Source organism: Erythrobacter tepidarius (genome assembly GCF_002155695.1).
Classification (GTDB): Bacteria; Pseudomonadota; Alphaproteobacteria; order Sphingomonadales; family Sphingomonadaceae; genus Erythrobacter; species Erythrobacter tepidarius.
The window spans coordinates 204,665-217,143 of the sequence record NZ_MUYJ01000002.1 but is presented as its reverse complement, the minus strand read 5'-3'; the positions used below and the strand labels follow the sequence as shown (position 1 = coordinate 217,143).

The following is a 12,479-nucleotide window of genomic DNA, read 5'->3' as shown; positions in this document are numbered from 1 at the left end:
TGCGGTTTGCGTTAGCGAAGCCGCAATTCAGGCAGGCTTGCGGGCGAACACGCCGAAGCCGGCGATGATCGCATAGCACGCCGCCGGCAGCACCAGCGCAAAGGCGAGGCTCGTCGCGTCGGCCAGTGCGCCATAGAGCGGCGGGATGATTGCCCCGCCGCAGATCGCCACGTTGATGATTCCCGATCCGTCCGCCGCGCGCGGCCCCAGCTTCTCGCAGGCGAGGCTGAAGATGGTGGGGAACATGATCGCGTTCATCAGGCCGACCGCGAGCAGGCTGTAGCCTGCGACCATGCCGGTGCTGTTGGCCGAGATCGCGATCAGCGTGATCGCGCCTGCCGCCACGCTTGCCAGCAGCAGCCCGGGGCTGACCATGCGCAGCACCGCCGAGCCGACGAAGCGGCCCACCAGCGCGCCGCCCCAGTAAAGCGAGATGAGCTTGCCCGCGTCCTGTTCGGGCAGGTTCAGCACATGGGGCTGCATCAGGTAATTGACGATGAAGCTGCCGATCGCGACTTCGGCGCCGACATAGAGGAAGATGCAGGCCGCGCCGTAGCCGAAGCGCGGACGCTTGAGCAGCGCAAGACCTTCGGCCAGGCTGGTCTGTTCGTGCTTCTCGCCCATGAGCCGGTTGCGGAACAGCCACACCACGCCCGCCACCACGGCGAGCGCCGCAGCCAGGCCGAGATAACCCCTCACAATCGCTTGGCTCTCGGCGGTGCGATAGGCAGCAAGCTGCGCACCCGACAATTCCGCGGCGGTCACCGTGGCAAGGCTGCCGAGAATCAGGATCGCACCGAAATAGGGGAAGATCGTCGTCCCCAGCGAATTGAACGCCTGCGCGAAGGTCAGGCGGCTGTGGGTCGTCCGCTCCGGCCCCAGGAGGCTGATCAGCGGATTGGCGACGATCTGCACCAGCACCACGCCGGTGGCGAGGATGAAATAGGCCAGCAGGAACATCGGGAAGGCCGCGCTCTGGCTGGCCGGGATGAACAATAGGCACCCTGCCATCATCGTCACCAGCCCGGCCACTGCGCCGCGCATATAGCCCAGCCGCTTGACCAGCCGCGCGCCGGGAATGCCGACCGCGGCATAGGCGATGAAGAACCAGAACTGCACCAGGCTCGCCTCGAAGAAGCTGAGCGTGAACAGCTCCTTCAACTTGGGGATGATGACATCATTGAGCGAGGTGATCCCGCCGAAGATGAAGAACAGCGCGAAGACGAAATAGTTGAGGCCCGGCGCGTCCACCTGCGGCATATTGCCTGCTGCCTGCCCGAAACCCCCCGTCGCGCTGCCGCCCGGTGCCATCGCCATTGCCGCTTTCTCCCTCTCCGGCGTTATTGCTAACGTTCACAATCCGTCGGCTCTGGCAGATTTGCAAGAGCTTGGCGGACAATTCCAGTGCGAATAGCAATGCAGGCCAGCCTTGCGCGGGGATAACCTGACGCCATAGAGAGAAGGGCATGGGCACAGACAGGCGCAGACGGCCTACATCCTTCGATGTGGCGGAACGGGCGGGCGTGAGCCAGCCGACCGTCAGCCGTGCGCTGTCCGGCTCCCCCGCGATCGCCGAAGCCACCCGCCGCAAGGTGATCGAGGCGGCCGAGGCGCTGGGCTATTTCGTCGATGAACGCGCCGCCCGGCTCAGGCGCGGCTCCACCGGCACGCTCGCGGTGGTGGTGATCTGCCGCGAGGGCGACAGCGCATCGAGCATCAACCCCTTCGCCTATGCCCTGCTCGGTTCGGTCTGCGTCGCCGCCTCGCAACGCGGGTTCGAGACGCTGGTGAGCTTTCAGGCGCGGCCCGCCGACTTCTTCGGGCACTATCAGGAACAGGGCCGCGCCGATGGCCTGGTGGTGATCGGCACCACCACCAACCAGGCCGCGTGGGAACATTTCCGCGGGATCGAGAGCGAGGGGCGCAAGGTTGCCTATTGGGGTTCGCCCTTCGACGAGCTCGACTGGGTGCGATCGGACAATCGCGCGGCGGGACGGCTGGCGGTGGAACATCTGCTGGCCCGGGGTTACCGCCGCCCTTGTTTTCTCGGCGCGCTCAATACGCCGCAGGTGCAGTTCACCGAGCGCTATGAAGGCTATACCGAGGCCATGCGGGCGGCGGGCCTCGAGCCGTGCCTCGTCCCCACGGTCAATGCTGCCAGCCGCGAGGAAGAGGGCCGCCGCGCGGCACGCCGCTTGATCGAAAGGGGCGAGAACATCGACGCCGTGTTTGCAGCTTGCGACGCAATGGCGCTGGGCGCGCTCGAAGCCTTCGCAGCTGCCGATATCGCGGTGCCCGGCGATGTCGGGGTGATGGGTTTCGACGATCTCGTCGCAGGTCGGTTCAGCCGCCCGCCGCTCACCACCATCGCACCCGATCCGGCCGAGGCCGGCGCGGCGCTGGTCGAAGCCGTGCTCGACGAGGGCGGCACCAAGGTGCGGCAGCGGGTGCCGGTGCGACTTATCGCGCGCGGCAGCACGGCACGCCGTTGAGAGTGGTTGCGCCAGCGCGCGACGCCGCCCTCGTCAGGGGCCCGTTCAACTATCCGTGCGCGCCGAATTCGTTGGCGATCGCGGTGCTGATCCTGAGGCTCAGATCGTACGCCCGTGCGATCGGGGAGATGAAATCACGCTCGATCGCGGCGTAGCCTTCCTCGCCGCCGTCGGGGTAATCGGAAGGCTCGTCGAGCGGGAAGTCGCGCGGGCCGGGCACGCGCACCGGGAAGGCGCGCCGCAGCTGGGCGAGCGCCTCGTCGATGCGCAAGCTCAGCACCATCTCGATCACGTCGCGCCGGCTGATGTCGTTCGCGCGGCTGAACGCGGGGACGGCGACCACCTTGAGGAACATGTGCTGGAACAAGGCCAAGCGCAGCGCCTGCAGCACGCCTATTCTGCGGCGCACATGCTCGCGGGATTCGCCATCCGTGGCTTCATCGGGCAGCAAGGCAGTGAGGCGGTGGTACTTGAGCGCGTCGATCCTGAGGTGTGAGGCCAAGCGGCGGAACACCCCCGTGCGGTCATCGCCGACGAGATATTCGGCCAGCGCCGCGCAGCTGCCCGCCAGGTGACCCTCGGTTCCGCGATAGGTGCGGCTCGCCCAATAGGCGGAATTGAACAGCTCGCCATAGGCCGCCACGGTCTTGATGCTGGCAAGCGCATTGGCCGCGCGCACCAGCCGCATGATCTGGCGCCCGCGCGGGGATTCGGCGAGCAGCGCGGCGATTTCCTCGCGGTTGCTGTCCGCCGCCGAGCCGATCCCGGCGATGACGTTCACCGGATAGCCCAATTGCTGGAGGATCGCGTTGTGCGGGATCGCGCGGATCTGGCGCAGGCTCATCTCGCGGTCGGCATTGATGTCGCTCTGGCGGCGCGAGACGCGGCTGCCGGTGGGGTTGAGCAGGCCAAGGCCGAAGGCCGTCACTGCGCGGGCATAGGTGCGGCTGGCGAGGTGATCGCCCTGATGTTCCTTCACCGCGCGGTAGAAATCGAGGCTGAGATCGGTGCGGTGATAGAAGGGATCGGCCGGCGCGGTGAGATCGGCTTCGGCCGGGCGCAGTTCGATGATGCGGGTGAGGGTGGCAAGCGCCAGTTCGGGCGTGGCGAAGAACAGGTAGCCGTCGCCGCCCTGGAAGCTCACCTCGGGCTCGAGCCGGATCCCGGCGCGGGCGAACCTGCGCCGCGCCCAGGGCGATAGCGGCCATTCGAGCCGGTCGCGGAAAGAGGCGGGATGGGCGCCGCGGCCCATGCTCTCGCCGTGCGTGTTGAACACCAGCGCGGCCACGTCGCTCAGGCCGTTGGCGGCCATCGCCTCGGCCAGCCGTCCTTGCAGGCGTTCGATCGCCAGCGCCGCAGGGATCTGCCCGACGAAGCGTCCCGCATCGGAAAAACCGGTCTGGACCGATACCCGCCCGCGCGCCTTCGCATAGGCGCGGTAGGCTGGCTCGGCGAGCAGCGCATCGAGGAAGCGGCCGCCATGCTCCAGCGCGGTTTCGGTCTCGAACAGCGGCGAGATATCGACCTTCTCCTCCACCCCGAACAGCCGCGCGAAATAGAGCGCGGCCAGCACCGTGGCGGGCTGTTCGCACTCGGCCACCAGCATCCGGATCGGGGCATCAGCATCGATGTGCTTGAGGATCTGCGCCATAGCGATGAACTGGCGGATCGCGGTTGAGCTTTCGGTGGCGAGCGCGGCGAAATTGGTGCGCAGCGGCTTGGCGGTCTCGACCATCGTGCGCAGCGTCGCAATCGCGCCCTTGCTGGCGAGGTCGATCCCCTCGTCGCTTTCGCCCAGCCGCCGGCGCACCGCGTTGTGGAGCTGCTTGGCGTTCACCCGGAAATGGATCCAGCCCATGCCGAGCCCGTCGGCGCGCATCGCTGCTGCCAGCGTCAGGAGCGCGGTGGCGCGCTCGTCCGGCGCGCTCGCTGCCTCGCCTTCGAGCGCTTCGATCAGCGGGGTTAGGCTCAGCAGATTGTCAGGGCTGTGGCTGGTCAGCCGGTTGGCGGCTTCGGCCAGCGCCTCGGCGGTCGAAAGGTCGCCCGCAAAGTCCTCGGCGCGTGCGGCGGCGAAGGCGGCTGCGGGCTTCAATGTGCCGAGCAGCCGGTGCGCGGGGTCGAGCGCTTCGAGGCTCGCGGTGTAGCGCGCCAATCTTGCGGCCTTCTCTTGCAGGCGGAAGGCGATCGAGGTGTGCCAGCCGATATCGGTGCGCCCGTCCATGTCGTAGCCGACCCAGCTGGCAAAGCGGAGCGGGAGGGGGCGCAGGCTGCGCCACTGGTCGGGCCAGCGGGTGCGGGCCTCGTCGAGCAGCCTTGCCACGATCACGTCGCGCGCGTCCTGGGCGCGGGCCATCGCATCCATCGCCGCGCGGTGCTCGTGCGCCAGCGTCACCGCAACGCGGGTGACGGGAACGGCGCAGACCGCATCATCGACCGGCCCCGGCGCCGAGGCCGCGGCCGCCACGGCCTGCGCCTGCGCCGGCGCAAGCAGGAAGGTCGGGTGGGCGGTGAACACCGCGTGGAGCTGCGGCCGCTCCCAGCGTGCGGCAAAGCTGGCGAAATCCTCGTCGGGGCCTGCAAGGGGCAAAGCGGCCGTGAACGGGGCAAGCAGACCGCGCAGCCTGTGGGCGCGCGCCTTAAGCCCGTCGCACTCCAGCTCGGCCACCAGCGCGGCGAGATCATCGAGGCTGACCTCGCCCCCCTCCAGCGCGCGCGAGACATCGAGCGAGAGCTGGAACACCGGATTGAACAGCGGCGTTTCCCTGGTGCGCTGGTGGAGTTCGCCCAGCCGCGCTTCGAGTGCCGCGACCGTCTTCACGCCCCATCCCCCGGAACCGGCAGATGCTCGGCGGCGAAGGCTGCCGCTGCGCCGAACAGGCCGGGCTGCGGGTGGACGATAAGCTTGACCGGGATGCTTGCCATCAGGCTCTCGAACCGGCCCTTGGCCTTGAAGCGCGCGGCAAAGCCCGAAGCGAGCAGCGTTTCGCGGATGCGGTATCCCAGCCCGCCGGCGATCACCACGCCCGCGAACCCGCCCTGCGCCAGCGCGATATCCCCCGCGACCGAGCCGAGCGACAGGCAGAAGCGATCCACCGCGGCCGCGGCAAGGCTGTCCTCGCCGCTGGTACCGAGGTTCCAGATTTCGATCGCGTCGCGTTCCGGCTCGGAGCGATGTTCGAGGGCGGCGAGCGCCTGATAGATGTCGACGATTCCGGGGCCGGCCACCACCCGCTCCACCGAAACGCGGTTGTGGCGGCGGCGCAGGCGCGCAAGGATCGCATCCTCGATGCTGTCGAGCGGGGCAAAGTCGATATGGCCGCCCTCGGTCGCCTGGACCCGGTATTGCCTGCCCGAACGCCACAGGTGGGCAACGCCCAGCCCGGTGCCGGGGCCGATCACGCTGATCGTGCCCTCGCGTCCGAGCGGCGCGTCGGGGCCGGCGAGGTGGAGGAACTGGCTGTCGTCCGCGCGCGCCACGGCATGGGCCACGGCGGCGAAATCATTGACCAGGGTGAAGGCGGAAACGCCCAGCTTTTCGGGGATCAGCGCGGGGCGGATGATCCACGGATTGTTGGTGAAGCGGATCACCGGATTGGGATTGCCGGGGCTCCCCACCGGGCCGGCAATCGCCATGCTGACAGCAGCGGGCAGGGTGCCGCCCTTACGGTCGCGATAGGCCTCCCACGCGGTTTGGAAGCTCGCGTGATCGGCGGTGTGGAGCGTTTCGGGCGCATCGAGGCTGATTGCCCCGTCCGCGCCGATCGTGGCGATTGCGAAGCGGGCATGGGTGCCGCCGATATCGACCACCACCACTTCGTGCATTCTTGTCTCCCCGCACTTTCCTAGCGGGGGTGGTAGCAGGCGGCGCGCGGGATTCCCACGCGCCGCATACTTATTCAGATCCTACTTGGTCTCGACGCCCATTTCCCTGAGCAGACGGTCGGCGCCATCGACCTTTTCCATCGTCCACAGCATGAAGCGGCTGTCGACGTGGATGGTGCGGTTGATCTGGGGATCATACATCCAGTCGCTGACCACGCCCTCGATCGTGCCGTCGAAGGCAAGGCCGACGAACTCGCCGCGCGCGTTGAGCGTCGAGGAGCCGGAGTTGCCGTTGGTGATGTCGACGGTCGAGAGGAAGTCCACCGGCAGGGTGCCCAGTTCGGGGGCGACATAGCGGCCATATTCCTTGGCCTTGATCAGTTCGATCATCTTGTCGGGCGCATCGAATTCGCCCCGGCCGGTGTGCTTGGCGAGGATCCCTTCCGCCGTGGTGAAGGGGGTCCAAACCTGCCCGTCGACCGCCTTGCCTGTCACCTTGCCATAGGTGAAGCGCAGCGAACCATTGGCGTCGGGATACATCGTGCGGCCCTGCGAGGCAGCGTAGGCAAGGCGCGCTTCCATCACCTTCGAGCGGGCCTTCTGCAACCGCCCCGCACGCTCCTTTTCCGCCGCTTCGGCGGCCATCGCCTCGTCGAAGGTGGCAACCGCGAGCTGGATGAAGGGATCGCGCGAGGCCTTGAAATCTTCAACCGACTTGCCCATCCATTCCAGTCGTTTGGCGGTGTCGCCCAGTTCGGTTTCGGCATAGAGCGAGGCGAGGTCGCGGCCTTCCATGAAGGTATCGAAGCTCTTGCTGCGCTGTTCGGCAGGCAGGGTGCGGTATTCGGCTATGCCGTCGGCCCACAGCGCCATGTCGATATCCTGCACATAGCGGCGTTCGATGCGCTGCATCGCCTGGGTCAAGAAGGCGCGGTCACGCTCCTGATAGCCCGGTTCGCGGCTCTTGTCGGGCTTGGCCTGCTCGTTGGCCCAGCGATAGAGCGTGCGCGCCGCGCTGTAGAGCTGGCCGCGGCCGAGCATCCCGCGCTTGGCATCGGCGAGTGCCTCGGCATTGCTTTCAGCCACCAGCTTGTCGAGCGCGGCCAGCGCCGCGCCATACTGCGCCTCCCGCGCCGGATCGGCCATGATCCACGCCCGGAACGCGGCTTCCTCGGCCTGCTTCTTCTCGATCAGCGAGATGGCGTCGGCCCCGGCGAGCTGGCCAGCGATCTTCTTTTCGTAGTTCTCCACGCCTTGAAGTGTGGCGGCATAGGCGATGGTGGCGGCCTGGTTGCCCGCGGTCAGCTCGTCGATGCGGTCGCCGTATTCGGCCAGCATCCGCTGCTGGTAGGGGTAGAGCTCCTCGTAATAGAAGCGCGCTTCCTCGGCGCTGCGCAGGCGCTCGGTGGTGCCGGGGAAGCCGGCAACCATGATGAAATCGCCCTCCTTTACGCCCTCCTTGGCGATCGGCAGCCACGCCTTGGGCTTGAACGGCACGTTGTCCTTGGAGAACGGGGCCGACGAGCCATCAGGCGCGACATAGGCGCGGTAGAACGAGAAATCGCCGGTGTGACGCGGCCACATCCAATTGTCCTTCTCGCCGCCGAAATTGCCCACGCCCGCGGCCGGGGCATAGACGAGGCGCACGTCCTTGATCTCCAACTGCTGCTGGAGCCAGTATTGCTGCCCGCCGAAATAGGCGCGCACGTCGCAGCGGCGGTTGGCTTGGCGTTCGCATGCCTCGATCAGCGCGGTGCGGTTGGCCTGCAAGCGATCATAGCGCGCGCGGCCATCGAGCTTTTCTGCGCCCTTGAGCATGGCGGCGGTGACATCGCGCAGATCCTCGATCACATAGATCCGGCTGCCGGGCGCGGCGGGAAGCTCGTCGCCCAGTTCCTTCGCGAGGAAGCCATTGGTGAGATAGTCGTTTTCGGGCGAGGAATTGTACTGCAGCGATCCGGCGACGCAGTGATGGTTGGTCGCAACCAGGCCTTCGGGCGAAAGGAAAGCGGCCGAACATCCGCCGAGCGAGGCGATCGCGGTGAGCGGTGGGCGCTGGAGATCGCCGAGCGTCTTGGCATCGAGTTCGAGACCGGCGGCCTTCATCGCCTCGGCAATCGCGCCGGTCTGGCTCGGCAGCCACATCCCCTCATCGGCAAGCGCGGCGGCCGGAATGGCCATGGTCAGAGCGCTGGCCCCGACACGCAGGAAAATCTTGTTCACTAGCATCACCCCGTTGTGGCGCCGGGTCTCCTCATTGGGCAGCGGGACGGCGGCGCGTGTGGTCGCCCGGATAGGCTGAAGCGGCGCTGTTAGGCCACTTCGCGCCCACCTGAAAAGGCCGAATCTGGCGAATCGACGAACTGCCGAATTGCCGGGTTCAGCACCAGCAGCAGTCGCTTGCCACCCGTGGCGGCGATCGGGGGCGAGCGGTGGATGGCCGGGCGCTTGGTGGCGGTTCTGCCCTTGAACAGGCCGACATCAAAGGCGTTCATGCGGTTGATGCGGCGCGGCTCCTGCCCGGCGGCGACCCGCGCGGCATCGGCATCGTCGATCCATTCGGTGCCCGCGCCGGCATAGGTGGTGATCAGCCGCGCGGTGACATAGTCGGCGTGGAACTTGCGGCAGGAATCGGTGCGCACCAGTTCCAGCCGTAGCTCGAACCGCGCGAGGCGCATCGCGGCGCAGAACAGGCCGGCGATCCGCGCCACGTCCGCCGCCAGCGGTGCATGGAGTTCGGGCGCGGCAAACCCCGCTTCGGCCAGTGCCGCAGGCAGGGCGCGCGCGACCGCTGCCGGTGAGGTCTCGAACCGCAGATCGGGCGGCGTGCCCTCGGTCAGCGGGGTGAAATCGGCAATCGGGAGGCGCCGCCAGATCGCGAGATTGCAGCCCTCCTCGCGGATCGCGGCAAGGATATCGGGGCTGTCGGCACAGCGGCATCCGGCAGTCATCAGTGCGGTCATGAAGGCATGTGACCTTTCACTAGAAGATATAATATATCATTATCTAGACCGGTTGATGGTCGGCGGCAAGAGGGGCGTGGTGGCGTGCGCGCATTTGCTCTCTTGCGAATGATTATCATTTCGGCCATGGAGCTAATTGGCCGGGCCATGCTCGCCACCGATTCGATGCAAAGGATCCTTCCGCCCATGAAAAGTACGCTCAAGCTCTGGACCCAGCTCGGCCTCGGCACTGCCCTTGCGGGCGGGTTGCTGGCGGCGTGCGGCGGGGAAGCTGGCGGCAATGGTGCGACAAGCGAGGCCGGCGGCGAAAGCGCGGCGGTTGCCGGCGAGGGCGAAGGCGGCAGCGGCGCGGGCGAAGGCACCGGCGGCGAGGCTGCGGGCGGCGAGGGCGAGGGCGGCGTTGCCGTAGCCGATGCCGCGACCGATCCGGTTGCCTACGGCATCGCGCTGGCGGTGGCCGAGGCCCATGTCATCGCCGCACACGATGCCTATGCCGCGGGCAAGAAGGACGCGGCCGCCGAAATGTTCGCCCATCCCGCAGCCGAGGTGCTGGTGGAGATGGACCCGGTCTTTGCCAAGCTCGGGGTCAGGGATTTCAAGCTGCTGCTGACCGATGCCTCGGCGGCGGTGTCCGACGGCAAGAGCGCGGCAGAGATCGACAGGCAGTATGATGAAATCATCGCCGCGCTGCGCGCTGCGGCGGCCAAGGCCCCCAAGAGCGATGCCGGCGAGGCCGCGGTCGCAACCGGCATCATCGCCGATCAGATCGAGCGCGCCAGCGCGATGTACCGCACCGCCGCCAAGGACGATCGCTACGAGCCTTATCTCGACGGCTACGGCTTCTACAAGGTCGCCCAGGGGGCGTTCGCGCGCGCCGGCGCGGCGATCAAAGCCGCCAACCCCGATGTCCATGCGCGCATCTCCGAGGCTCTGGCGCTGCTCGGCAAGGCCTATCCGGCCGCGACCCGTCCGGCCAAACTGCCGGTAGAGCAGGGGGCGCTGTCGGCGGCTTCCTCGCGGGTGATGCTCGCCGCCGGGCGCTGATTCGCCGGCCGGCAGGCGAGTCGGCGATTTTCTGACCCGGATCTGTCCCGTGGCCGCGGGCCAGTTGTGCAAATGCGACAAATTGTTGGGTGTTCCGGCGATGATCGGTTTGTGTGCTTGTCTTTGCCGCACGTCGCTGTAGTTTTATCGCCGGAGATCAGGGTCGTGACGGTTCGGGACGCGCAGGCCTTATGGCACCGCGCGGCCCAAGCCAGATGAACACGAGGATATCGCTGCAGGTGGTCCGGTCGCGCCGCATCTGCGGATAGGATGATCTGGGGGGAAAATTTGTCGCTCATTCAACGAGGCCCGCAAGGCGCAGTCCGTCCGCTTTGGTGCGCAGTCCCGGCCGCAGTTGCCCGGCCTTGGCTGGTTCGCCGCGCACCCTTGACGGTGTCGGCGCTGGCGCTGGCGCTGGCGATGCCTGCCGCTCCGGCTGCGGCGCAGGCCTTGCCGCAGATCACGCCCCCTAACCGCACCGATCTGATGCCGCCCGAACTGCGGCGCGAGGAGCAGCGTCCGCGGCTCACCATCGACGGGGATTTCGAGCGTCCGCCCTGCGCACTCGACCGCGCTGAGTTCGCCGACATCCGTTTCACGGTCGCGGGCGCGCAGTTCAACGGGCTGGATCGCGTGCCGGGCCTGTCGCTCGATGCGGCGGTGGCCGACTACCGGGGGCGCGAACTGCCGGTGTCGGTGCTGTGCGACATCCGCGCCGAGGCCAATGCGATCCTGCGTCGGCAGGGCTATCTGGCCACGGTCGAAATCCCCGAACAGAGCCTCGCCGACGGCGTGCCCGACTTCAACGTGGTGTTTGGCAAGCTCACCTCGGTGCGTGTTCGCGGCGATGCCGGGCCGTCGGAAAGGCTGGTGGCGGGCTACCTCGAGAAGCTCACCGAGGCCGATGTCTTCAACACCAACGACGCCGAGCGCTACCTGCTGCTCGCCGACGATATTCCCGGGCTCGACGTGCGTCTCTCGCTGCGTCCGGCGGCGGGCGGGGCGCCGGGCGATCTGGTCGGCGAGATTGCGGTGCTGCGCAATCGCGGGACGGTGGATTTCAGCGTCCAGAACCTCGGTTCGCGCGCGATCGGGCGGTTCGGCGGGGTGCTGCGCGGCGAGGTCTATGATCTCACCGGACTGGGCGACCGCACCAGCCTTGCGGTGTTCAGCACGCTCGATTTCACCGAGCAGCAGACGGTGCAGATCGGCCATGATTTCCGGGTCGGCAGCGAGGGGCTGCGGATCGGCGGGCAGGTGACGTGGAGCACGGTCAATCCGTCGATCGGGCTGGCCGGGTTCGATCTCGATTCCGAAACCTGGTTCGCCAGCATCAACGCCAGCTATCCGCTGCTGCGCAGCCGCAAGCACAGCCTGTATGTCGACGCCGGCTTCGACTATGCCGATCAGGACGTCGACTTCAACACTGTCGGACTGACCCGTGATCGGGTGCGCATGGCTTATGCCCGGCTCGCCGGCGATATCACCGACCAGCAGTCGGTGCTGCATGCGGGCGGCTATTCGCTGTTCGAACCCAAGTTCCGCCTGCGCTATTCTGCCGAAGTGCGGCAGGGCCTCGACGTGCTGTCGGCCAGCCCCGATTGCCGCCCGAACCTGCTTGGTTGCCTGGCCGGCGGGATAGTCCCGCCCAGCCGTATCGAGGCCGATCCCCAGCCGCTGCTGGCACGCCTTGGATTGGGCGTGGAATATCGCCCGCAGCCGATGGTGGCCCTGGCGCTCGATACCCGGGCCCAGATCACCGATGATCCGCTTCCCGCCTTCGAGGAACTCGCCGCCGGCAGCTTCTCAATCGGGCGCGGGTTTGATCCGGGCGGGGTGCTGGGGGACAGCGGCGTGCTGTCCGCCTTCGAGATCCGCTTCGGTTCGCAAGTGCCCAAGAAAATGGATGGCTTCGCCTTCCAGCCCTACCTGTTCAACGATCTCGCCTTCGTCTGGAACGAGGATCCGAGCCGCCGCCCGGGCAACCCCGACAAGCTATGGTCGGCTGGCGGAGGCCTGAAGGTCGTGTGGAGCGCGCGGATGCAGGGCGACTTCTGGGTCGCCGTGCCGCTCGATCGTCCCGATCTTGCCGTCACCGGAAGCGATGTGCGCTTCCAGTTCACGCTGACTGCCCGCCTGTTCCCGTGGAGATACTGAG

The 12,479-nt window shown here is 67.4% G+C and carries 8 protein-coding genes; 3 read left to right on the top strand and 5 right to left on the bottom strand.

Features of this window, described 5'->3' with window-relative positions:
• Positions 1–27 precede the first annotated feature (27 nt).
• Positions 28–1,317 (bottom strand): sugar MFS transporter, encoded by a 1,290-nt coding sequence (locus BZF61_RS02645; RefSeq protein ID WP_211276705.1) that lies wholly within the window; start codon positions 1,315–1,317, stop codon positions 28–30.
• Positions 1,318–1,466: 149 nt separating this feature from the next.
• On the opposite strand from BZF61_RS02645, the gene BZF61_RS02640 reads away from it, so the two are divergent.
• Entirely contained in the window at positions 1,467–2,492 is a 1,026-nt protein-coding gene (locus tag BZF61_RS02640; protein WP_211276704.1) for a LacI family DNA-binding transcriptional regulator, read from the top strand.
• 49 nt (positions 2,493–2,541) lie between these two features.
• Here BZF61_RS02640 and BZF61_RS02635 read toward each other — a convergent pair whose 3' ends face one another.
• The 4 genes from BZF61_RS02635 to BZF61_RS02620 form a co-directional block, all read right to left on the bottom strand.
• Positions 2,542–5,310 (bottom strand): phosphoenolpyruvate carboxylase, encoded by a 2,769-nt coding sequence (locus BZF61_RS02635; protein ID WP_086617078.1) that lies wholly within the window; start codon positions 5,308–5,310, stop codon positions 2,542–2,544.
• On the bottom strand, positions 5,307–6,314 hold the full coding sequence (locus tag BZF61_RS02630) for a glucokinase (RefSeq protein ID WP_086617077.1): 1,008 nt from the start codon (positions 6,312–6,314) through the stop codon (positions 5,307–5,309). The genes BZF61_RS02635 and BZF61_RS02630 overlap by 4 nt, the downstream gene beginning before the upstream one ends.
• A gap of 81 nt (positions 6,315–6,395) precedes the next feature.
• Positions 6,396–8,537 carry a S46 family peptidase gene (locus tag BZF61_RS02625; RefSeq protein WP_086617076.1) on the bottom strand — a complete coding sequence of 714 codons (2,142 nt, stop codon included), beginning with the start codon at positions 8,535–8,537 and terminating at the stop codon, positions 6,396–6,398.
• 89 nt (positions 8,538–8,626) lie between these two features.
• Positions 8,627–9,277, bottom strand: coding sequence for a DUF1826 domain-containing protein (locus BZF61_RS02620; RefSeq protein WP_086617075.1), 651 nt, complete (start codon positions 9,275–9,277; stop codon positions 8,627–8,629).
• Positions 9,278–9,463: 186 nt separating this feature from the next.
• Between BZF61_RS02620 and BZF61_RS02615 the strand changes: the two genes are divergently transcribed.
• Positions 9,464–10,321, top strand: coding sequence for a hypothetical protein (locus BZF61_RS02615; RefSeq protein WP_143736869.1), 858 nt, complete (start codon positions 9,464–9,466; stop codon positions 10,319–10,321).
• A 393-nt stretch (positions 10,322–10,714) separates the two neighbouring features.
• Positions 10,715–12,478, top strand: a complete 1,764-nt coding sequence (locus tag BZF61_RS02610; protein WP_245804485.1) for a ShlB/FhaC/HecB family hemolysin secretion/activation protein — start codon at positions 10,715–10,717, stop codon at positions 12,476–12,478.
• Position 12,479 lies beyond the last annotated feature (1 nt).

Bases quoted from the DNA above. Each gene is read 5' to 3' on its own strand.
- BZF61_RS02645 (WP_211276705.1), bottom strand. From the start codon at position 1,317: ATGGCGATGGCACCGGGCGGCAGCGCGACGGGGGGTTTCGGGCAGGCA.
- BZF61_RS02640 (WP_211276704.1), top strand. From the start codon at position 1,467: ATGGGCACAGACAGGCGCAGACGGCCTACATCCTTCGATGTGGCGGAA.
- BZF61_RS02630 (WP_086617077.1), bottom strand. From the start codon at position 6,314: ATGCACGAAGTGGTGGTGGTCGATATCGGCGGCACCCATGCCCGCTTC.
- BZF61_RS02620 (WP_086617075.1), bottom strand. From the start codon at position 9,277: ATGACCGCACTGATGACTGCCGGATGCCGCTGTGCCGACAGCCCCGAT.
- BZF61_RS02615 (WP_143736869.1), top strand. From the start codon at position 9,464: ATGAAAAGTACGCTCAAGCTCTGGACCCAGCTCGGCCTCGGCACTGCC.